The organism is Neptuniibacter sp. QD57_21 (assembly GCF_047778075.1).
Classification (GTDB): domain Bacteria; phylum Pseudomonadota; class Gammaproteobacteria; order Pseudomonadales; family Balneatricaceae; genus Neptuniibacter.
Window position 1 is genome coordinate 1,104,611 of the sequence record NZ_CP180549.1, and the last position, 24,047, is coordinate 1,128,657.

Annotated in this window: 11 protein-coding genes; all 11 read left to right on the forward strand. The window is 43.1% G+C overall.

All coding sequences use genetic code 11. The annotated features are described in order from the left end of the window. Nucleotides 1-11: 11 nt before the first annotated feature. The 11 genes from ACMXYS_RS04790 (at nucleotide 12) to ACMXYS_RS04840 (ending at nucleotide 23,985) form a co-directional block, all read left to right on the forward strand. Nucleotides 12-1,787 carry a ShlB/FhaC/HecB family hemolysin secretion/activation protein gene (locus ACMXYS_RS04790; RefSeq protein ID WP_415897764.1) on the forward strand — a complete coding sequence of 592 codons (1,776 nt, stop codon included), beginning with the start codon at nucleotides 12-14 and terminating at the stop codon, nucleotides 1,785-1,787. Nucleotides 1,788-1,884: 97 nt separating this feature from the next. Continuing rightward, entirely contained in the window at nucleotides 1,885-11,652 is a 9,768-nt protein-coding gene (locus ACMXYS_RS04795; RefSeq protein WP_415897765.1) for a filamentous hemagglutinin N-terminal domain-containing protein, read from the forward strand. A gap of 26 nt (nucleotides 11,653-11,678) precedes the next feature. Further along, a complete protein-coding gene (locus ACMXYS_RS04800) occupies nucleotides 11,679-12,425 on the forward strand; it encodes a SapC family protein (protein WP_415897766.1) in 747 nt (248 codons plus the stop codon). Beyond that, complete coding sequence (gene tssA, locus ACMXYS_RS04805) at nucleotides 12,425-14,092, forward strand: type VI secretion system protein TssA (RefSeq protein ID WP_415897767.1); 1,668 nt, start codon at nucleotides 12,425-12,427, stop codon at nucleotides 14,090-14,092. Before ACMXYS_RS04800 ends, tssA begins: the two co-directional genes overlap by 1 nt. A 15-nt stretch (nucleotides 14,093-14,107) precedes the next feature. Beyond that, entirely contained in the window at nucleotides 14,108-14,596 is a 489-nt protein-coding gene (gene tssB / locus ACMXYS_RS04810; protein WP_415884446.1) for a type VI secretion system contractile sheath small subunit, read from the forward strand. A gap of 34 nt (nucleotides 14,597-14,630) precedes the next feature. Then, complete coding sequence (gene tssC, locus ACMXYS_RS04815; protein WP_415884447.1) at nucleotides 14,631-16,115, forward strand: type VI secretion system contractile sheath large subunit; 1,485 nt, start codon at nucleotides 14,631-14,633, stop codon at nucleotides 16,113-16,115. Between the two features lie 62 nt (nucleotides 16,116-16,177). Continuing rightward, a complete protein-coding gene (tssE, locus tag ACMXYS_RS04820; RefSeq protein ID WP_415891610.1) occupies nucleotides 16,178-16,597 on the forward strand; it encodes a type VI secretion system baseplate subunit TssE in 420 nt (139 codons plus the stop codon). 4 nt (nucleotides 16,598-16,601) lie between these two features. Continuing rightward, complete coding sequence (tssF, locus tag ACMXYS_RS04825; protein ID WP_415897768.1) at nucleotides 16,602-18,392, forward strand: type VI secretion system baseplate subunit TssF; 1,791 nt, start codon at nucleotides 16,602-16,604, stop codon at nucleotides 18,390-18,392. After that, entirely contained in the window at nucleotides 18,356-19,642 is a 1,287-nt protein-coding gene (gene tssG, locus ACMXYS_RS04830; protein ID WP_415897769.1) for a type VI secretion system baseplate subunit TssG, read from the forward strand. Before tssF ends, tssG begins: the two co-directional genes overlap by 37 nt. 33 nt (nucleotides 19,643-19,675) lie before the next feature. Further along, nucleotides 19,676-22,333: a type VI secretion system ATPase TssH gene (gene tssH / locus ACMXYS_RS04835; protein ID WP_415897770.1), complete on the forward strand. Its 2,658-nt coding sequence runs from the start codon at nucleotides 19,676-19,678 to the stop codon at nucleotides 22,331-22,333. After that, nucleotides 22,333-23,985, forward strand: coding sequence for a sigma 54-interacting transcriptional regulator (locus ACMXYS_RS04840; RefSeq protein WP_415897771.1), 1,653 nt, complete (start codon nucleotides 22,333-22,335; stop codon nucleotides 23,983-23,985). Before tssH ends, ACMXYS_RS04840 begins: the two co-directional genes overlap by 1 nt. Nucleotides 23,986-24,047: the final 62 nt, after the last annotated feature.

The window sequence follows — 24,047 nt, forward strand, 5'->3', positions numbered from 1 at the left end:
ATTTTTAAGTAGTGAGCAACCGTAATTTAGTCACTTGTTATACCTCTGCATTGTTTGTAGGCATGTCGCTTTCAGTTAATGCCCAGACGCTGCCGGATGCGGCGACTCCAGGTGCAATCAGTGAACCGAAGCCTGATCTTCTAGTTAAGCCAAACAATGATCTTCAACTAAGTATTCCTGCTAAGAAGGATCGTCCGCTAGATCTTGATTCTGGACCTGTAATCCAAGTGAAACGGATATCTCTTTATGAACTTGGTGGTAAGGATAAAAGTCAGCAAGTACTTGTGGATAATCAAAAGGTTAACCAGATTATTCAAGATAGTATTGATAAGCATGTAGATGGATTTACGCTTGGGCAGTTACAAAGTTTAACTGATCAGGTAACCAACTTTTATCGTCAACAAGGTTGGATTCTTGCGACTGTTTATCTGCCTGCGCAAGAAGTTGATTCTGGTGAAGTTGTCTTTCACTTATTGCCTGGCAAATTAGATTTGGTACGTGTGCAAGGTGAGTCGTCTTATTCTGTCGATCAGCTTACCCATCCATTTTCGGATTCGCTGCAAACCACACTGGATAAAAACGCTACAGAAGCTTCGTTGTTAACCGTTTTGGATTACCCCGGAATTTCTGTTTCGGGTGTTTTAGAGCCGGGCGAAGAGGTTGGAACGACTAACTTGAATCTGTCTGTTAACAGTGAAGATCGATTTGCAGGGATCATTTATCTAGATAACAAAGGTTCGTTTTACTCCGGTGAAGAGAGATTGGGTGCGGGTTTAATCTTTAATAACCCATTCGGCTTGATCGACCAGCTTCGCCTGGATGGAATGATCCAAAATAAGCCTCAAGCGGAGGGCGATGAATCAGTTGATCATGCTTTGTTTGGTGGTATCTCTTATACGGCTCGCCCTTTTGATCCCGCGTATGAATTGAGCTTTGAGCATTCTCGAAATCAGTATGACATTGGTCGTGAGCTGGCTGAGTTTGGATTTGAAGGTAAGGCAAAGCGTACTTCATTTGGTGTAAAGCGACAGCTGCGTAGAAGTAGGATTTTTAACGACTATGTTCGTTTTAATTTAAACCTGAATGATGCACAAACCCTTCGAGATGGTGAATCTGAGTCTAGAGATAAGCTTACGTCAGTGCAGTTTGCTTACAGCCTTGATTATACGGACGGTCTGATTGGAGGAGGGTATTCGGCATTAAACCTTGTCTACCGTAGAGGGCTGGAAAGTACGTTTGGAAGCTTAAGTAATGGGGATGAGCAGATCAGTCGATTGACCGACAGTGGTCGTGCGCCTATGGATTACTCTAAGTGGAAATTGAGTGCGTCACGCTATCAGCGTTTTATTGCTAACACTTCTCTGCGCATGCGTTTGGATATGCAGTATTCAGCTGATCCTTTGGTATCTCTTGAACAATTTTCCATTGGGGGCTCGGATAGCGTAAGGGCTTACCCTGGCGCTGAATATATGGCTGATAAAGGCGTATTTGCCAGTATTGAATGGATTACACCGATACCTTTCATTGCAGAAAAACCAGCTTTCGGCAACCGCACTTGGGGCGATGTACTGCAGTTCTCTGCGTTCTTCGATTATGGCAAAGGCTATAAGAACGAAGCGCTTTCGACTGAGGAAGATGAGTCCGAGCTGTATGGCTCAGGTTTGGGGATTAGATTTGCCCCACTGGATAATTTAGAGCTAAACATCTCGGTTGCTGAAGCGGGCGCAGAAAAACCAAGCAATGGCCGAGAGCCGCAAATTTTTGCTGATTTGATTTTCCAGTTTTAAAGGGACTTTCTGAGAAAACTTAGGTTTATCAAATCTAAAAACGATTTTTCATTTTACGAATTAAGGCGTAAGCCACCAGAAATAAGAACGGATGCATATGAACTGGTCAAAAACAGCAATATCAACTTTCGTAAAGTCAGCCATGGTGGCGGGCGTTAGTAGTTCTATATTACTGCCGAATAAAGTCTTTGCGGGACCTGCTGGTGGGGTTATTTCACAAGGCAGTGGCAGTATTAGTGTGCATAACAAAACGACCACTATCAAACAGTCTACTTCAGCAATGGTAGTGGATTGGCAGAGTTTTAACGTAGCTCAGGATGAGCTTGTTAAGTTTGACCACCCATCAGCTAAAGCTTCTACCCTAAACCGTATACATGATCAAAATCCCTCTCAAATTCTTGGTCGAGTGGAAGGTAAGGGTAGGGTATTCCTTGTCAATCCGAATGGTATTGTCTTTGGTGAAAACTCTACTGTAAACCTTGGAAGTTTAGTTGCGACCACCAAGCAAATTTCTGACAGTGATTTTATGTCAGGAAATATCAAATTACGTGATGTAGATGATGAAGGCGTCATTGTTAACCGCGGCACATTAACTGCTGCGACAGGCGGATCAGTAGTTCTGGTTGGCGATAATGTCGTTAATGAAGGTGTTATCCAAGCTGTAAAAGGTTCTGTTGTATTAGCCTCAGGTGAAAGCGCAACGCTGGATTTTGATGGTGATGGATTGCTTCAGTTCAAACTATCAGGTGAAGCTACAGAAGGTAAGACAGATACCGCGGTTTTGAATGCTGGCATGATCAGTGCCGACGATGGTTCTGTTCTTTTAACCGCTAAAGCGGCCCGTGATGTGTTTGCTAATGTTGTAAATAATACCGGTGTTGTTGAAGCCAAAGGCATAGATACCAGTGGCGGTAAAATACGTTTAATTGGTGAAGGTGCTGATGTTCGTACTAGTGGTCAGTTAATAGCGACAAGTGAGAACGATACGGGCGGACAGATTGATGTAACCGGCGATCGAGTTGCCATTGATGATGGTGCACTACTTGATGTATCTGGTCAAAATGGTGGCGGTCATATTCGTGTCGGCGGCGGTTATCAAGGTAATGATGCAGACATAAACAATGCTGAAAAAACATATGTTGCTGATACGGCGACATTAAAAGCCGATGCTATTGAATCTGGTGATGGCGGTGAGGTGATTGTTTGGGCCGATGAATTTACAAATTACAAAGGTTCGATCAGCGCGAAAGGTGGCTCACAAAACGGTGACGGTGGCTTTGCCGAAGTATCTGGTAAGCAGGCACTTAGCTTCACTGGTGATGTCGATCTAACTGCTGAAAATGGTGTTACTGGTGAGCTCTTACTTGATCCTGGATATATTGAAATTGTTAAGAATAGTGGTTATATACTCGATGACGATGTGGTATTCGATGGCGATACGAGTACAACTACGAAAATAGATGTAGATAACTTAGTTTCGCAATTGGCTACAGCGAATGTTTCATTGCAGGCTGAGGTTGATATCGATGTTAAGACAAGCATTGATACGACAGGTAATACAGGGGATGTGGCTTTTACCAATAACCTGACTCTGCATGCCAAAAATGACATTAATATTGACGGCGATATTTCGTTAAAAACAGGTGCAACTTTAACACTAAGAGCCAATGGTGATGTCGATGGCAATGGCAATATATCTCAGAGTAAGGCAATCACTGCAACTCACTTAGTTGTTGATGCAAAAAATAGCGCTGATTTAACTGACCAGAATAACAATTTTGATACTGTTTCGTTAAGCGGTGGCTCTGTGAATATCAGAGATGTTGATGGTGTTGATCTGGCCGCTGCGGACCTTACTGGTTCGTTGACAGTGAATGCAGGTGGGAACATTACTCAATCAGGCGTAGTAGACGTTGCTAGTGCTACTGCTCTTACTTCGGGCGCTGATATCACGCTTGATAACAGCAATAACGATTTCTCATCCATATCCCTTACAGCCGTCAATGCTCAGGTGAATGATATAAATGCATTAGATCTGGCTGCGACAACTCTTACAGGCTTGTTAGAAGTAATAGCAGAAAATGATATTACGCAGTCATCGGCTATTAGTTTAAATAGTCCCGCTAGTTTTACGTCTAACAGTGGAAATGTCATTTTAAATAATCCAGCAAATGACTTTGCATCTTTGGGTGTATCAGCTCTCAATGCAATTGTAGAAGATGCCAATGCATTAATACTATCTGATACTAATGTGGCTGGTGATCTGTTTGTGATAACAGCTGGGAATTTAACTCAATCAGCCGCGATTAATGTTGGTGGAACAACCGACCTAGACGTGGCTGGTGCTATCACATTAGAGAACGCTAACAACAATTTTTCTTTTGTTAATGCATCTGCGACAAATATTAGTGTGCGTGATCTAGATGCTCTCAGTGTTGCAGCTTTAAACACCAACAATCTTACAATCACGACCGGTGGCGCTTTAACCCAGACAGGCGCATTTTTTGTGTCTAATGAAGCGCATATCGAAGCAGCATCTACGGTTTTTACAGAAGGTAATGATTTTAACGTTTTATATCTTAATGGTGGGTCAGCAACCATCAATGACATTAACAATGTCGTTTTAGGTAATACAGATTTAACACATGCTTTGACAGTCACAGCTGTTGGAAACATCACTCAAAATGCTGCTGTCGAGGTGGATGGTTTTGCTACATTAAGTGCTACCAACATAGTGTTAGATGACAGCAATAATGATTTTTCATCAGTGAAGCTGACCGCTGTAAATGCGCAACTAGCAGATCGCAATACATTAGCTTTTGGCGCTAGTAATATTTTTGGTGCTTTGAATGTAGCAGCTGAAAGCCATATCACTCAATCTACGGCTATTAGTGTAGATGGAGCAGCAAGTTTTACTTCAAATACGGGCAATGTCATTTTAGGTGATGCTTCGAATGAGTTTTCAACTATTGGTGTTTCTGCACTTAATGCAACTATTCAAGATGTGGACGAATTAGCGCTCTCCACTTCTTCCCTATCAGGTGATTTGTCGGTCATTACAGGCGATAACCTAACTCAATCGGGTGCGATTGATGTAGCGGGGGCAGCTGTACTTGCTGTTTCAGGTGATATCACTTTAGAAAATGCTGCGAATGACTTTGACACTTTAAATGCCTCAGGCACAAACATTAGTGTACGTGATGCGAATGATCTGATCGTTGAGGCTTTAAATACTTCTGACCTTACAATCAATGCAGGGAATGCTATAACGCAAACTGGCGCATTTGTTGTATCTAATGAAACAAATATCCAAGCTGCCACAGCTACTTTAACGCAAGATAACGATTTTAATTCTTTGTCTTTGAGTGGTGGCACTGCGTCGGTTAATGATATTAATGGCATCTTACTTGATACGATCGATTTAACTGGCAGTTTAACAGTTAATAGTGCAGGTAATATTACGCAAAATGGCGCTGTTGATGTTGATGGTACAACCTCGTTAACAGCGACAGGTTATAATATTACGCTGGATAACGGTAATAATGATTTCTCATCTTTATCTCTTACCGCAGTCGATGCGCAAATTGAAGATGCGAGCGCATTAGTTCTAGCTTCAACTGATCTGACGGGTACTTTGGCCGTAACTGCAGAAGGTAACATCACTCAAACAGCAGCTGTTGAAGTTGATGGAGCGGCTAGTTTTACGTCGAACAGTGGAGATGTCACTTTAAATCATGCCGGTAATGATTTCAGCTCGCTTGGTGTATCAGCGGCGAATGCGACGGTTGTTGATGTTAATGCAGTAGAGCTTTCAAGCTCATCTGTCACAGGCGATTTATCAGTCACTGCTGGTGGAAATCTAACTCAATCGGGTGCGATTGATGTAGCGGGTGCAACTGTACTTGCTGTTTCAGGTGATATTACTTTAGAAAATGCTGCTAATGACTTTGACACTTTAGATGCTTCAGGCACAAATATTAGTGTGCGTGATGAAAATGATCTGAGTGTTGCAGCTTTAAATACTACTAATCTCACAATTACTACGGGTGGTGCTTTAACCCAAACAGGCGCATTCGTTGTTTCTAGTACGGCTAACATCGAAGCAGCTACTGCCACTTTAACGCAAGATAATGACTTTACCTCTTTGGCGCTGAATGGTGGTTCTGTAACGGTTAATGATCTTAATGACGTTGTACTGGGTACGACGGATTTGACTGGAAATTTAACTGTTACTAGTGCAGGCAATATTACGCAAAGTGGTGACGTTGAGGTGGATGGTGCTACTTCACTCACGGCTGCAGGGGATATTACTTTAGATAATAGCGGTAACGACTTCGCATCATTAGCATTGGATGCCGTAAATTCCGTTGTCCAAGACAGCACTGCACTCGAATTAGCAGTAACGACCATTATTAATGCTTTAACAGTTACATCTGCTGGTGATTTGACTCAGTCCGGTGCAATTGACGTGAATGGCGCCACTGTTCTTGCAGTTACAGGTGATATCACTTTAGAGAATACAGCTAATGATTTAACTAGCCTAGATGTGACAGCATCTACTTCTTCTAACATGAGTGTCACAGATACTAATGATTTAAGTGTCTCTGCTGTAAGCGTTGATGATCTCAGCTTGACCACTGGTGGCGTGTTAACCCAAACAGGCGCATTTGTCGTTTCTAATAATGCTGTAATTGATGCGAATACCGCGACGTTAACTCAAGATAATGACTTTGCTACTTTGTCTCTAGCTGGCGGGTCTGCAAATGTTACCGATATCAATGCGATTGAGCTTGGCGTGACTGATCTCTCAGGCACATTAACCGTTACTGCCGGTGGAAATATAACGCAGTCGGGCATAGTAGAAGTTGATGGTGTAGCAAATCTATCGGCAACTGGCAGCGATATCGTTCTAGATAACGTAGCGAATGATTTTTCTACGGTAACTGTTCAGGCAGATACACTTGAGCTTGCTGATAAAAATGATGTAAGTCTTGCGGCGCTGACCGTTGATAATCTTGCATTAGTAGTGGCGGGAGCGTTGACTCAATCAGGTGTTTTTGATGTTCAAAACGGTGCTGATATCCAAGCTAATACTGCAACATTAAACCTAGATAATGATTTCAATTCACTAGCGTTAAGCGGTGGCTCAATTTCGATTAAAGATATCAATGGTTTTGCACTAGGAGCTACTGATCTAACAGGTGATTTGACCATTGATACCGTTGGCACATTGAGTCAAATCGCAGAGGCAAAAGTGGACGGTCTTACCGATCTAACTGCTACAACGATTATATTATCTGAAGACAATGACTTTACTGATCTGGCTCTCTCAGCGCAGGATGCAACAGTAAAAGATATCAATGCATTGCGCTTGGATACATCATCACTGACAGGTTTCCTATCTGTAAATACTGGCGGTGATTTAACGCAAAATGGCGCGGTAACGGTTGCTGGCTCAACGATTTTTGCATCTGTTGGTCAGTCAATTGATCTCCAAAATAGCAGTAATGATTTCAATACAGTGACAGCGGTCGCATCTACTGTGAGCCTGAATGATAGTAATGATTTGATCCTGAATGGACTTACTGTTGATGATTTGGCTGTAACAGTCGTAGGCACGTTAACGCAAACGGGCGCCTTCATTGTAAATAATCTTGCTGATATTACTGGTAACCTAATTACTTTAGGCCAAGCAAATGACTTTAATTCGTTAGCCTTGGCAGGTGGCAATGTTACGGTAAATGAGGTTGATGAACTGAACTTAGATTCAGTCAATCTAACAGGCTCTTTAACCTTAACTACAGGCGGTAATCTTTCTCAATCGGGTACTGTTAACGTAGATGGAAATACCGATCTTGATGTTTCAGGTGTTATCACGTTACTCGATTCGAACAATGATTTCTCTACAGTTGATGTCATAGCGAATGAGCTACATATTCGTGATGCTGGAGATCTAAGTTTGTCTGCTTTGAACGTTGATGAATTAACAGTCATCACGGCCGGGCAGCTTACGCAAACTGGTGTGTTTGATATTGCAAATAGCGCCGATATAACAGCTGCAACTTCTATTCTTACGCAGAATAATGACTTTAATACTTTGGCATTAGCGGGGGGGAGTGCAACTATCACAGAGGCAAATGGTGTATTGCTTGAAGCATCTGATCTCACCGGTAATCTAACCCTCAATGTGGCAGGAGCGTTATCGCAATTAGGTGCTGTGAGCGTTGATGGCACAACGGATTTAACCGCATCGTCTATTTCTTTAACCCAGAGTAACGACTTTGCAACATTGCAGTTGGCTTCGGGTGATACAACTATTACTAATTCTGGTGGTTTTAATCTAGGTTGGAGTCATGTCACTGGAGATTTAAATCTGATGCTGGGTGGGGATCTAACTCAATCTGATGCACTCCAGATTGATGGCACTACCTCAATTACAGCACCTGGTTTTGATATTTATCTACAAAATATCGGAAATGATTTTAATAGCTTCTTTGCGAATGCTTCTGAGCTGAACCTCGTTGATAAGAATGATCTCTCGTTTGCTGGTTCATTTGTAAATTCATTGGATCTGGATATTACGGGTGATCTGACTCAAACCGACGGTATTACTGTTAATGATCTGGCTGATATTAGTGCTAATACCGTTTTCTTAGATCAGCCAAACAACTTTAATCAGATCACTATTACAGCTTCATCCGCTCTTATAGAAGAAGCAAATGATATTGATCTACTTTCACAATCTATTACGGGTGACTTCACGCTAACTGCAGGTGGAGATATTACGCAGTCAGAAGCACTTTCTTTTACTGGAAACGTAATAATTCAATCGACTGATGGCGATGTGATTTTAAATAATCGTCGAAATGATTTTGCATCACTAAGTATCATCGGTGGCCATGTAAGTGTTACAGATCAAGGGGATCTTGCTTTACCAAGTTTGGATGTAAGCACTTTAACCATTGATATAGATGGGCACTTAACTCAAACCGGTGCCTTTGTTGTGACGGATCAAGCTGACTTAACAGCTGCTACGATTAATCTTGATCTGCTTAATGACTTTAATAAGTTAGGCCTAAACGCGACAACGGCAACCATTAATGAAATTAATGGTTTTACACTCACAGATTCAACTATAGCAGGGGCTTTAACTATCACTGCTATGGGGGATGTTGAGCAAACTGCTGCGATAAATGTTGCTGGTCACACGAATATTGACGCATCAGGTAATGCAATTATTTTGCAAAATGCTGCGAATGATTTTTCGACAATAGAACTGACCGCCATTGATGCCAGATTGAGCGATAGTAATGATCTAATCGTAAGTTCAGTTATCGTTGATCAACTGATGCTTGATGCTGCAGATACACTCAGCCAAACAGGTGAGATAAGCGTTACTAATGGTTCAGATATTTCGGCTTCAGTTATCAATTTGAATCTAGGTAATGACTTTAATGAATTGGCTCTCCAAGGTAGAGAGGCGATTGTAAATGACATTAATGACCTAAGTTTAGGACTGACTAATTTATCTGGTGATATGACAGTTACAGCAGTAGGTACAGTCTCCCAAGGAGCATCTACGACTGTTCTAGGAAATACGGATATCACTGCTGCTGTGGTTAATCTGCAGCATGCAGATAATGACTTTAATACTTTTTCTGCAACAGCCTCTGAAGTGTATCTACGTGATACTAATGATATTTCGGTCGATTCTCTAACGGTTGATGAATTAAGCCTTCGCACCGATGGAACATTAACTCAAACGGGGGCGTTTACCGTTGCCAATCTGGCAGAGGTTCATGTTGATAGTGCGGCACTAGATCAGGCTAATGACTTTAATCGCTTATCTATTAATGGCGGAAGCATTGAAGTTAACGATATTAATCAATTAGATATAGCTACTTCTTCTCTAACAGGAACTGCTTCTATTACTACAGCAGGTTCTGTGTCCCAATCGGGTGGGTTAATTGCAGATCATATTGAGTTAAATGCTACAGGTCACAATGTAGAGTTGAATCATGTTGATAACGATTTTGACTCTTTTGCGGTTAATGCTGAAACAGTAGCAGTAAGTAACTCTTCTGATCTTGAGATCGCTGCGAGTACCATCGGTCAAAGTTTGAGTATTACAGCAACAGGCGATGTTACTCAGTCGGAATCTCTTGATATTTCAACTTTTGAAATAGATGCATCTGGATTCGATGTAAATCTAACCAATAGTAATAATGATTTTGACTCACTTGCGGTAACAGCCAACACAGCCACTATTGTTGATCAAAATGGTATTTCTCTTGCCGCGTCTCAGGTTACAAGTGAATTTGATTTAACAGCAAATGGAAGTGTTACTCAGACAGCGGCCCTTAATACTGGCTTGTTGGACGTTACAGCTGTAGGTCAGACCGTTGAGCTTTCTAACGCTAATAACCAGCTGGGTGCAGTGTCATTGCAAGCAGATGATGCCACGCTCGTATCTACAGGTAATCTATCAGTACAGAATGTAACGTTAACCAATTCACTTGATTTAACCGTAGCAGGGGATGTAACTCAAAATGGTGTACTGATGGTGCCAGAGTTATTTATCAATACAGGCTCAAATGACCTGACATTGACTAACGCTGGTAACCGGCTCGATCGCATAAGTGTTAGAGGTAACCAAGCGCGAGTTCGTGATAATGGAAGCCTTGAACTCATGGGAGTGAATGTTAGCGATTTAAGCATTGCTGTGGATGATTCGCTTACTCAGTCTTCTGGTACAACGATCAAAGCAAGTGATCGTCTAACTGTAACGGCAAATCAGATCGTTCTAAATCAAGCCAATAAGATCAATTCTGTTGCGCTTTCGGGGACCAATGCTGAGCTTACGAATGCCGCAAACCTTGAACTAAGAAATATCGATTTAAACAATTTCTTTTTGAATGTTTCTGGTTCGGTGAGCAATACAGTAGCGAGTAATATCCAGGTGAATAATGATTTTGTCGTTTCAAATTCTGGAAATATTAGTCTTGGTAAAGTAGCGGGCGACAATGTGAATTTTGGCGCGATCACGCTTGATAGTAAGGGAGTAACTATCAGAGAAGATAGTGATATTTTGCTAAAAGACGTTACCGCTTCAAGTTTGACTTTAAGAAGTACTGGAGACGTTAAAGATAATGGTGATTTATCGATCTCAGGGACACTCACTGTCGATGCTCAAGGCGACATTGAACTCGGTTCCTTTGGTCAATCCGAAGTGACTAAATTTGGAGCCATCAGTTTAAAAGCTGACAACATACGTGTCATTGAAGAAGACTCGATGATGATCCATCGTGCTAAAGGTGATGTCGTAGAGTTGTTTTCTGAAAAAGGAGCTATCTATACCAATGGTACTAAAATTGTTGCTAAAAGTGTCTTAACACTGGATGCAGGTCCCAATAAAGACATTGGTAGTCCAGATAATTTAGTTAACTTTATATTGAATCGAACGGGCTCCCTTACACTTGATGCACGTAATGCTTATTTGACCCAGTCTGCTGCAGACTTCTCTCGACAAGTTGCGCTATTCAATTCAAATGCTCTTATTCGCTCGGAAGCCAATCTAGTTGCTTTGACGCGCTCAGAAGTTCAATTCTTAAGCTACCTATTAGGTGTAGATGAGGCTTTATTTAATGAGTTCGTAACTATCTTTGATGTCCAGGAAGATGGAATGTTATTGCCAGAAGATCAGCGAGAAGAAGAGCTTTCTTGGTTTAGTAATGATGGCCGTTACCTAGTGTCTGTGGATAAGAATGAGAAGTTTGAAGACTTGCATGATATGTGGGTTAAGTATGGTGAAATCTTTACAGTACTGGCGATGGATAACTCAAAACACAATCTTGGGTTAATGTAAAAGAAAGATAAGGGAATATCTGAAAAATGAGTGTAAATAAACCACTTTTTTATAAGCAAATTACAGCGCTGAGTCGCCAGAAACATAGCGATTTAGCTTATGACAATGCTCACGGTTACCGCTTTGCTCAAGAGACTAATTCGGTGCCTGTCTGCGTCAGTGAATTTGCTGCTGCATCTCGCGTATATCCGATTGTCTTTGTGATTCAAAACGGCGTGGCTGCACCTGTTGCTGTTCTTGGTACTCAACCTCAACAAAATGTTTGGATTGATACCGAAGGCCATTGGCTTGGTGATTACGTACCCGCTTATGTCCGTCGTTATCCATTTATTTCTGTAAGAACATCAGAGCATGAATCAACGCTTTGTATCGATGCATTAAGTGACACGCTGAACACAAATAATGAAGGCATAGCTCTGTTTGACGAACAGGGCGATCAGAGCGAATTTCTTAAGCAAAGATTTCAGTTAGCTGAAGCTTATGAAACCGAAATGTTACGAAACAAACGTCTTTCATCATTTCTCTTAGAGCATGACCTACTTGAACCTGCTCAACTCAATGAAAAGACTGAGAACGTTAAAACAGTATTGTCTGGTTTTATGGTGGTTTCTAGAGCGCGCTTGGAAGCTCTGGATAAAGAAGTTATCGCCGAACTCCATCAAGAAGGTGCTTTAGAGCTGATTTATCAGCATCTATTTTCGTTGGAATGCTTTAACTCTCTTGCAAAAAAATGTTCAGAATCTAACGAAGTTTTAGCAGAGGGAGCTGCTTAATGGATCAACAAGAGATTCTCAGTCTCGCATTACCTTTAGAGGGCGGTAGCCCTGTTGGGCCAGATGTAAAACATGATGATGATTTTACAAGGCTAGAGGATGAATTGAGAAAAGGCGAAGGGATCGATATTCAGCCGATCGACTGGCCTGTGGTCGAGATTGTTTCCGGCAAGATTCTTAAGGAACAAAGTAAAGACCTTCGGGTGGCTTCTAGGTTAGTGGCTGCGCTTTTCTATCGTCACAGTTTTAAGGGGTTAAACGCTGGTTTTAAGTTATTAAGAGACTTAGTTAATGCACCTTACTGGGATGATATTCACCCTAAAAGGCCTAAAAGCCGAGGTGCAGCAGTTTCTTGGACGCTGCAGAAAATTGATCGACCGTTTTCGGAATTTGAAACAACGTTAGAGCAAGCTACTGATGTAATTGAAGCTGCAAATGTATTTGTTGAATTAGATAACGCCCTGGCTGAAAAGCTGGGTGATAAAGCGCCCAGTTTATTTGAATTCCGTAATGTCATTGGTCGATATAAGCAAGAAGCTGAATACCTCATTGCGGAAGAAGAGAAAAAGAAAGCGGCTCCTGCTCCTACGCCGGTTGAAGCAGAACCTCAGCCAGAAGCACATGTTGCATCTCAAGCTAAACCCGCAGTAGAAGCTAATCCAGCGCCTAGTCAAACTGCGCCAGTGCAACAACAGAAACAAGAGCAAGCACAGCCAACAGTTAAAGCCCCAACCCATGTCGCAGTCGCAGTTTCTTCAGCTGAAGATATCGCAAAGGCGCTACGTTCTTGTAACTCCACCATGAGCAAAGTAGCTCACCTCGTGAGGGGGCAAAAGGTGAGTGATCCTTATGCCTATTATCTTTTGCGTACAGGTATTTGGATGCAGTTAAGAGAGGTGCCTGCTGATGGGGTATTACCCGCACCAATGGGCAATAAATTAGCAGCGCTGCAACAGCTAGAACAAAACAAAGATTGGCCAAGTCTGATAGAAGAGTGCGAAAAAACATTCGCGTCAGGACAGATCTTTTGGTTATCCCTACATCGAATGGTCGCTAATGCTTTAGATGCGATGGGCGCTAAAGAAGCTGCTCAAGCAGTAAAAGATTCAGTTGCCATGCTGGTTTCTCGCTTGCCAGAAATTCTTACACGTACGTTTGATGGCGGGGAAGGATTTGCGGATGAGATGACCAAAGCGTGGATCGCCTCTTTATCTACCCAAAGTAATGAAACTGCAGCATCAGATAGCGGTGAATCACAAGAGAGCTCCCCTTGGCAGTCAGTTGCGGCTGAAGCGAAAAAGCACGCTATTAATGGCGAATTTGATCAAGGCTTGGCGCTCTTTAAACAAGGCATATTGTCTGTTAGCAGCTTACGTGAACAGGCTTATTGGCAGCTGGAGCAAGCGCGTTTTTGTTACGAAGCTGGCCACCTAGAAATTGCACAGCCTCAGCTTACTTATCTTCATCAAATGATCGAAGAAAAGCAGCTGCAGCAATGGGAACCTTTACTGCATTTGGAAGTAACGAAGTTACTCATTAACTGCCATTCCCAAGCGCAAACAAAGAAAAAATATACAACAGAGCAGCTAACTCAAGTTGACCAGCTTAAAGCACACCTGTGCTTAATGGATCCACTGGGTGCGCTGTCCATTCTTAAAACAAACTAATAAAGGAAGTAAATAATGGCTAAAGAAGGATCAGTTGCCCCTAAGGAAAGGATCAATATCGTTTACAAGCCTGCAACAGGTGACGCAAAGGAAGAGATCGAATTACCGCTAAAAATGTTGATGGTCGGTGATTACACCCTGCGTGAAGACGATGATGAAGTTGAAGATCGTGAACTGATTGACGTTGATAAAGCCAATTTCAACGACGTTATGTCTAGCCAAAAGCTAAATCTTCAACTGACCGTGCCTAACAAACTGTCAGGTGAAGAAGACGATGAGATGCCGGTGGATCTTAGCTTCGATACGTTGAAAGACTTCGAACCAGAAGCAGTCGTTCGCCAAGTACCTGAAATGGCAAAACTACTGGAATTGCGTGAAGCGCTTTCATTCTTGAAAGGCCCACTAGGTAACGTACCTGCTTTCCGTAAGCAGATTGATGAGCTGCTAGGCGATGACGAATCTCGTCAAAAGCTAATGGCGGAACTTGGTATCGAAAAATCTTAAGCCTTCGCGGCATTAGAGACAAAGGAATAAGAATATGTCTGAACAAGAATTGGTAGCGGAGCAGGGTGCAGTTGTAGAAGCAGAACACGGCTCTTTACTCGATCAGATCCTACAACAAACAAACATGAAAGCGGGTGACGAGTCCTATGATGTTGCATCCAAAGGGGTTCAAGCTTTCATTGCTGAGATTTTAACATCCGGTGAAAAAACTGAGCGTGTACGTAAGCAGCTCGTTGATGACATGATCGCCGAAATTGATGAGAAACTGAGTTTACAACTTGATCAGATTCTACATAACGAAAAGGTTCAAAAGCTTGAGTCTGCTTGGCGTGGTTTGAAGTTCGTTGTGGATCGCACTGATTTCCGTGAAAACAACAAAATTCAGATTCTAAACGTATCTAAAGAAGATCTTGCGGTAGATTTTGAAGATGCATCAGAGATCACTCAATCAGGTCTGTACAAGCAGGTTTATACGGCTGAATATGGTCAGCACGGTGGTGAGCCAGTTGCTGCGATTATGGCAAACTACGACTTTGAACATAGTGCTCCAGATGTAAGCCTTCTGCAAAGTGTAGCGAGTGTGTCGACTATGGCTCATGCGCCATTTATCGCAGCTGCATCGCCTAAGTTCTTTGGTGTTGATGATATTCAATCACTGCCAAACCTGAACGATATCTCTGCCATCTTTGAAGGTCCACAATATGCGAAGTGGCGTTCATTCCGAGAGAGTGAAGATGCAAGAAGTGTTGGTCTAACGCTACCGCGTTTCCTACTGCGTCTGCCATATCACGAGCGCGATAACCCAGTTAAAGCATTCCGCTACAACGAGAACATCGATGGCGACCACCAGAACTACCTATGGGGTAACACATCATTCGCGTTTGCAACACGTCTAACTGAGAGTTTCGCTAAGTATCGTTGGTGTCCAAATATTATTGGCCCGCAAAGCGGTGGTGCAGTAGAAGACCTTCCACTTCATCAGTATGAAGCAATGGGTCAGATCGAAACTAAGATCCCGACAGAGGTTCTTGTTTCCGATCGCCGTGAATTTGAATTGGCTGAAGCAGGCTTTATCCCGCTTACTTTCCGTAAAGGCAGTGACAATGCTGCATTCTTCTCAGCTAACTCTACGCAAAAGCCTAAGTTCTTTGGTGTGAGTAAAGAGGGTAAAGAAGCGGAGATGAACTACAAGTTGAGTACTCAGCTTCCTTATATGTTCATCGTTAACCGTTTAGCGCACTACATCAAGGTACTGCAGCGTGAAAACATCGGTAGTTGGAAAGAGCGTAACGACTTAGAAGAAGAACTAAACGTTTGGATTCGTCAGTTTGTTGCTAACCAAGATGGTGCTAGTGCAGAAGTGCGTAGCCGCCGTCCACTTCGTGATGCGAGCATTACGGTATCTGATGTGGAAGGTGAACCAGGTTTCTACCGTGTGTCTATGAATGTGCGTCCACATTTCAAATATATGGGTGCAGATTTCACATTGTCTCTAGTGGGCAAATTGGATAAATCCTAAAAGATTGGTTGCGGGGGACTGCTCTGTTGTAAACCCCCGCAGCCTGCTATGGAGAGCAAAAAATGCTGGAGTATTCGCTGTTACAGCGAGTTGCATTAGGTGACGAAGGAGCGCAACGATCTTTAGACGTGGGTGTTGATAAGCTTCGTCAATCTGTCCGTTTGCATCTACAAAACCTATTTAATGTTCGTTATGGCAGTGTCGCGTCATTGCCCGAATATGGTTTGCCAGATTTTAATGATTTGGATCTCAACTCCGGTTATATGCAGGCGGTTAAAGAGATGCGTAAAGCGATTAAACAAGCTTTAGATCTCTATGAACCGCGCTTAGATCAAACGCGTGTCTCATTTACTCAAAATGAGGATGATCCTACCGATCTGCGTTTTGAAATTGTGGCACGACTCGTCGTTCCAGGAAGCCCTGTCCGCGTCAAATTCGAGACGATGATGGGTAACGATGGATTGTTTAAGGTACAGAGCTAACTGAATGGCATTTAACAAGTATTATCAGGATGAACTTTCATACCTCCGTGAATTAGGGGTAGAGTTTTCACGTCTTAATCCAGGTTTATCAAAATACCTTTCAGAAGAAGGTAGCGATCCTGATGTAGAGCGCCTCTTTGAAGGGGTAGCCTTTTTAACCGGTCGCCTTAGACAAAAGCTCGATGATGAACTTCCCGAAATTACCCACTCGCTAGCTAATCTTCTTTGGCCCCATTACCTCCGTCCTTTACCTTCAATGAGTATTTTGGAGTATAAACCTGTCGCCAGTGCTTTGACGGAAGGGAAAAGAGTTAAACGAGGAGAGCTCGTTAAAAGTGTTGAAGTGGAAGGAACTGCATGTGAATTTCAGACCTGCTACGACGTAGATATCTATCCAATATCGCTAACTGAATTAACCACGACTGCGAATAGTGATGGTACAGAGATGGCCATCAAGTTTGATCTAGAAACAACAGCGACTGCAGAAACGATGGCGCTTAAGAAACTGCGTTTGTTTCTACATGGTGACAGAGAGACTCACATCAGTCAGGCGCTTTATCTATGGTTGTTTCGCTATTTAGATAAAGTAACCGTTGAAGTTAATTATCGCGATGGCCGAGAAAGTACTCGGCATAGCTTAGGCCCAAAGCCTGTTTCACCAGTGGGTTTTGCAGAAGATGAAGCCTTACTTCCTTATACAAACCGTTCTTTTGAAGGTTATCGATATCTTCAAGAGTTTTTCGCTCTACCAGAAAAGTTCCTATTCGTTGATATCAATACGGATGTACCAGCGCTAGCTGACCCTATGGTTGAAAGCTTTTCGCTTCATTTTAACTTCAATCGTCAATTCGATTCGCAATTACGCGTTAAGCAGAATCATATTCGTCTCTTTTGTACGCCAATTATCAACTTGTTTTCGCATGATGCCGACCCGATTAAGGTAGATCAGCGCAAATTGGAGTATTTGGTAAGGCCTGACTACCAACATCAAGATCATATAGAGCTATATAGCATTGATGATGTGCTAGGTAAGCAGCGTGGTCGCAGTGATATCTATGAATATAAGCCTTTCGAGAGCTTTGAACACGAACTGCAACAAAGTGAACAGCAACGTCAGATCTATTATACGCAGCATCGTAAAATCTCAACTTTACAAACAGGCGTTGATAACTATTTACGCTTTGTAGATCTTGATAATCACAAAGCCTTACCGGTAACAGAAACGGTATCTTTGGAGCTGACCTGCACTAACCGTAAATTGCCAGAAACGCTGCGCGCTGGTGATGTGATCTATCCCACATCGAATTCCCCAGAATTTGTCACCTTTAAAAACATTACGCGTGTAACCAATGCACTGCCGCCCCCAGTCAGAGAGGGTTTGCATTGGCAAGTGATTGCGAATTTGGCGCTTCACTATCGCCCTTTAGCGAATCTAGATTCATTGAAAACACTGCTTGCAAGTTATGACCTTAGAGCGATGTTTGATCGTCAAGCAGAAAGAGCGAGCAAGCAGTTACAGGATGGCATCGTCAGTATTGAGACAGAAACAATTGATCGTATTTCCAAAGGGCTACCTGTAAGAGCGTTGCAGACCTCGATGAAAATGCGTGAAAGCAAATTTGGGGCAAAAGGCATACAAGGTGAAAGTAGTATGTTTCTGTTTGCTTCTGTCTTGAGTGGATTCTTTGCTCAATACGCACCAATTAATTCGCACCATCAGTTGGTTGTCGAAGGGCTTGAAAATGGGGAGGTGTATCAGTGGAAGATACAGCCGGGTACGAAAACTCTCCTTTAGAACAAGCGTTAATTCGAGAACCTCATCAGTTTGATTTCTATCAGGCTGTGCGCTTACTCGAAAACAATGCGTCGGTGAAAGTAGGTTATCAAGGTTCTGTTGCCAATGAGCGGGTTCGTTTCGCTGGGCATCCAACCCTTGCGTTTGCTAGCAGCGATATTGCTAAGGCGCGTCGAGATCAAAGTGGTAAGCCGGTTCTCGAGTCCAACTTTATGGGCTTGTATGGCGCTGCATCTCCAATGCCTGTTTATGTGACTGAGAGCATCATCGCCGAACAGATGAGGGTAGAGACTCAGGATCATCAAACCTACTTCATTAAAAGAGAAGAACAGCTTCAACGCTTACGGGATTACCGTTTAGATATCTCTAGTCTGCTTAATGAAGCATCGGAAATAAAAAAGCAGGTTAAAACAGGTGCGCTTTCAGCACGGGAGTTTAAAGAGAGCGAATTAGAGCGCTTACGTGGTATTGAATCGCTGCAAGATATTTTAGGTGAAGCGGATTACCAAGCGTTCAAGCATGGGGATATGTTACTCCAGCTATACGATGCGCCTGCAGCAAGGCAGAGAGATTTTCTCGATCTGTTTAATCACCGTTTCACATCGTTACTTTATCGCGGTTGGTCTAAATACCAACCAGGTATGCAATACCAAAAACAGGCAGAAGACCCATTTTCGCAAGGTCTATTTGCCCTAATGGGCGCACCGAATAAGCAAGCAAGAGAAGTGTCAGCAATAAATTGGCCGCGTTTATTAGGCTATGCCGGTGTTATAGGGATGAATTCTGGTTCAGTCAGTGTCATGACTGCGGTAATCAGTGGCTATTTTGACCATGTTCCTGTGCGCGTTAAAGAGTATGTCGAGCGCTGGGCCAACATTCCGCAAGACCAGAGAAATAGGTTAGGTAGAGCCAATATGACACTGGGCGAGGACCTCTGTTTAGGTAAAAGAATTAAAGACTATTGCGGCAAATTTAGAGTGTGTATTGGGCCACTCGATTTCTCATCTTTCGAGAATTTCTTGCCAGATGGAAAAAACCATAAAGCGTTACTGGAGTTGATCGATGTGCTGATGCCCGAGCAACTTTGTTTCGATATTGAACTGATTTTAAAAGGTGATGCAGTACCAGCCTTTGGCCTAGGTACAGCGCATACGCCCAAGTTGGGTTGGGTAGGCTGGTTAGGAAAAACCAACGGTGAAGACCAGAGTGTTTTCTTTACGCCTCATCACAAAGGACAAACGGATATTTAAGCCATTAGCTTGGCTTATTTCGGAGAAGGACAAATGGACAATATAAAAATGAAATCCCTTATGGGGCGTTTAAATAAAAACTGCACACGCGCTCTAGAATCTGCAGCGGGTTTAGCTGTGTCTAACGGTGCTTATGAAATCAGTGTTGAGCATTTTTTACTTAAACTGCTTGAGGATGATAACGATCTAGCGCAGGTTTTAGTCCACTACAACATTAATGTCATGCACTTTGTTCGTGATCTACAACATGCAGTAGAAGCGGACAATAAAGGTAACACCGGTAAGCCAGTGTTCTCGCGTACCTTAATGGGTTTATTTGAAGATGCGTGGTTAATCTCTTCTCTGGAAAGAAACGATCCCGAAATACGCAGTGGTGTATTGGTATTGGCGATTTTGTCTAACCAACGTCGTCATGGCATGGCTAGCTATTGCGATCATTTTTCAGATGTTTCATTTGATGATCTGTTAGGAAATTACGATCAGATAGTTTCTGAATCACCAGAGCATATTGCGCAGCAGGCTACTAAAGCAGAGCCTAGCGCGCAGAAGTCAGATGTCGACATGGGGCCGTTGCAGAAATTCTGTACGCATTTTACGGAGCGTGCACGTGAAGGCTTGATTGACCCAGTCTTCTGCCGAGATGTAGAGATCCGTCAGATGATCGATATCCTTGGTCGTCGCCGTAAGAACAACCCAATCTGTGTTGGTGATGCAGGTGTCGGTAAAACAGCGGTCGTAGAAGGGTTAGCGCTTAAGATTGCTCAAGGTGAAGTGCCTGATGTACTGGCAAATGTAGAGCTTTATGGCTTAGATCTTGGCTTGTTACAAGCGGGGGCTAGTGTAAAAGGTGAGTTTGAAAACCGCCTAAACGGTGTCATTACTGCGGTAAAAGAATCACCTACACCTATTATCTTATTTATCGATGAGGCGCATACCCTGATTGGAGCAGGCGGTGCTGCAGGTAGTGGTGATGCTGCAAACCTTTTGAAACCTGCACTAGCGCGTGGTGAGTTACGTACAGTAGCTGCTACAACTTGGTCCGAATATAAAAAGTACTTTGAAAAAGACCCTGCACTTGCGCGTCGATTCCAGTTGGTGAAGCTAGATGAACCAAGTGTTGATCAGGCCGTAACGATTATTCGTGGCCTGCGTGAGACTTACGAAGCGGCTCATGGCGTATATGTAAGGGACGATGCCGTAGAAGCAGCTGCAAGCTTATCTTCTCGTTATATATCGGGTCGACAACTTCCTGACAAAGCTGTTGATGTGTTAGATACAGCGGCTGCGCGGGTGAAAATTAGTATTTCTTCTGTTCCTGATGGTGTCGAAGATGCCGAGCGTCGTATCCAAACATTACAGCGTGAACGAACAGCTTTAGAGCGAGATATCGCCTCTGATGTGATCGCTAATGAAGGGCAGCTTGATGCCTTAGACAAACAGCTAGATAAGTCCATGACCGAACTAGCCGTACTTAATGATCAATGGCAGAAAGAGAAGGATGTGGTAGAACGCATTCTTGATCAACGCCAGCTTCTAGCTCAAGCACATTTGGGACAATCTGATGAAGAGATCAGTCAACCCATTGATGAAAATCAGATTAAACAGCAGATCCGTAAAGATTTAGATAAGTTAGCTGAAATTCAGGGTGATAATCCTCTGATCCATTATGAGGTTTCACCTGATGTTGTAGGTAGAGTTATCGCAGACTGGACCGGTATTCCACTGGGTAAAATGGTGCGTGATGAGGCCGCTTCAGTTTTAACACTGGCAGATAATTTGAAGCAGCGTATCCGCGGTCAAGATCATGCCGTTGCGGCAATTGATCGTGGTGTCCGTGCTGCTAAAGCCGGTGTAAATAACCCAGAAACTCCGATGGGTGTGTTCCTGTTAGTGGGCCCGAGTGGTGTCGGTAAAACAGAGATGGCCTTAGGTGTGGCTGATATGTTGTTTGGCGGTGAACGCTTTTTAACAACGATCAATATGTCCGAATTTCAGGAGAAGCACACTGTTTCTCGTCTAATTGGCTCACCTCCAGGCTACGTCGGATTTGGTGAAGGTGGTGTTTTAACCGAAGCGGTGCGTCAAAAGCCATATTCATTGGTGCTTTTAGATGAAGTTGAGAAAGCTGATCTAGAAGTAATGAACCTGTTCTATCAGGTGTTTGATAAAGGCATGCTTTCTGATGGTGAAGGGCAGTTAGTTAACTTCCGAAATACAGCCGTTTTCCTTACATCAAATCTTGCGACAGACATCATCACTGATATGTGCAGCGATGGTAAACGTCCAGATCCTGAAGAACTTATCGCTGCTATACGTCCTGTTTTAAGTAAACACTTCAAGCCTGCGTTATTAGCTCGTATGCAAATTGTGCCCTTCTATACGATCGATGCATCCGTTATGTCGGATATCGTCCGTCTGAAATTGAACAAGGTTGTGAGCCGTGTTGCGGACAGTCAGAAACTGGATATGACCTATAGCGATGCCGTGGTTGAAACGATTGCAGCGCGTTGCAAGGAGGTTGAAAGCGGTGCCCGTAATATCGATCACATCATTAATGGATCTTTACTTCCTCAATTAGCGACCGAGCTACTTGAGAATATGAATGAAGAATCCCGCTATACCCATCTTGATTTGGATCTAAATGAAGCCGGTGGATTTGAACTTAGTTTTAAAGAAGGTCAAGCGCAGTAATGGATTACTCAATTGAAGATTCTGTATTAGCGCTAGAAGAGCTAGTACAGATTAACCTTTCAATAACACGCGAAAAGGATGTTAAGCGCCTGTTAGATAAGATTCTAACAGCCGCGCGTAAACTGACCGCTGCTGAAGCGGGCTGCGTTTATATTCTGGATCGTAAAAAACGCTATTTAATACCAGAAGTGACTCAAGGTGAGTGTTTAGCCAAGGTTAGTCATGAGCTGAAGCCAGTTGATCTACATATAGATCAACGATCTGGTCATACGGACGTGGTCTCTTGGGCAGCACTATCAGGTCAGATCGTAAACATTGCCGACGCTTACCAATACAGTGGTTTCGATTTTTCTGAGTTGTACCGTTTAGATAAGTTGGCAGAGCGAAAAACTAATTCGATGCTGGTGGTTCCTTTAACTGATTTTGAAGGCGTCAGCTTAGGTGTAATGAAGCTCTATAACCGCCGGGTTGATGAAAATGGTGAAGTTGAAGCGTTCCCAGACCAGATCGAAGGCTTAGTTAAAGCTTTTGCTGCTCAAGCCGTTGTGGTTGCAGAAAATACCCGTTTACTTGCAGACAATCGTGTTCTGATTGAGCAATTAGATAAAGCTAAACAGGTATTGGAGATCGAAAACCAGCAGCTTAAAGCGAGCATGGCTGGGACTCTACAAGTCGACAATATCATTGGCGATTCCCCAGAGATGCGCAAGGTATTCAACTTGATGGAGAAGATCGTCAGCACCAATGCAACGGTCTTTATCCGTGGTGAAACCGGCACAGGTAAAGAGCTTATAGCGTCTTGTATACATCGTAATAGCGCGCAAAGAAGTAAACAGCCCTTTGTTGCTCAAAACTGTGCTGCGTTACCAGAAGAACTGCTCGAGTCTGAATTATTCGGTTACAAAAAAGGGGCATTCAGTGGTGCATCTAGCGATAAAAAAGGCCTTATCGAACTAGCCAACGGCGGCACACTTTTCCTTGATGAAATCGGCGATATGCCGCTTAAGTTACAAACCAAGCTATTAAGGGTTTTACAGGAGCGAGAGGTACGACCACTAGGTGCATTGCACCCTGTGAAAGTCGATATTCGCGTGATTGCTGCTACTCACCAAAATCTGGCCGAGCTTATCGATAAAGGTGAGTTCCGTGAAGACCTTTACTATCGCTTAAATGTATTCCCAATTGATCTTCCAGCGCTAAAAGATCGCAGAGAAGATATACCAGCACTGGTTCATTACTTTGTTGGACATATTGCGGAGCAATACAACAAATCCATTTCAGGAATAAAGCCTGCAGTTTTGGATGTAATCCAAGCTCAACCATTACCTGGGAATATCCGAGAACTGCGTAACATCATCGAACGTGCGGTTTTATTAGCGCCGGATGATGGTGTGATTGAGTTAATACACCTTCCAGATGAAATGATTCGAAGCAAACGCCAAGCGGTTCCACAGCCGGATGTGTTCTGTCTTGAAGGCGATAGTTTAAAAGACACTATGCAACGCCTTGAAGCCAAAGTGATTGCGGACAAGTTACAAGCGCATAAAGGTAATCAGACTCGTACAGCTAAAGCCTTAGGGGTTTCGAGACGATCTCTGGTTGAAAAGTTAAGCCGCTATAACCTGCGAGAAAATCCAATGGCTTGTCACTAGTTAGGGGAGGTAGTCAGTTTACCTCTCACTGGCATAGCTATTGCTTTATCTGATGGCTGAGA

Excerpts from the sequence above, each read along its gene's own strand:
- ACMXYS_RS04795 (WP_415897765.1), top strand. The coding sequence starts at position 1,885 with ATGAACTGGTCAAAAACAGCAATATCAACTTTCGTAAAGTCAGCCATG.
- ACMXYS_RS04800 (WP_415897766.1), top strand. The coding sequence starts at position 11,679 with ATGAGTGTAAATAAACCACTTTTTTATAAGCAAATTACAGCGCTGAGT.
- tssA (WP_415897767.1), top strand. The coding sequence starts at position 12,425 with ATGGATCAACAAGAGATTCTCAGTCTCGCATTACCTTTAGAGGGCGGT.
- tssB (WP_415884446.1), top strand. The coding sequence starts at position 14,108 with ATGGCTAAAGAAGGATCAGTTGCCCCTAAGGAAAGGATCAATATCGTT.
- tssC (WP_415884447.1), top strand. The coding sequence starts at position 14,631 with ATGTCTGAACAAGAATTGGTAGCGGAGCAGGGTGCAGTTGTAGAAGCA.
- tssE (WP_415891610.1), top strand. The coding sequence starts at position 16,178 with ATGCTGGAGTATTCGCTGTTACAGCGAGTTGCATTAGGTGACGAAGGA.
- tssF (WP_415897768.1), top strand. The coding sequence starts at position 16,602 with ATGGCATTTAACAAGTATTATCAGGATGAACTTTCATACCTCCGTGAA.
- tssH (WP_415897770.1), top strand. The coding sequence starts at position 19,676 with ATGGACAATATAAAAATGAAATCCCTTATGGGGCGTTTAAATAAAAAC.
- ACMXYS_RS04840 (WP_415897771.1), top strand. The coding sequence starts at position 22,333 with ATGGATTACTCAATTGAAGATTCTGTATTAGCGCTAGAAGAGCTAGTA.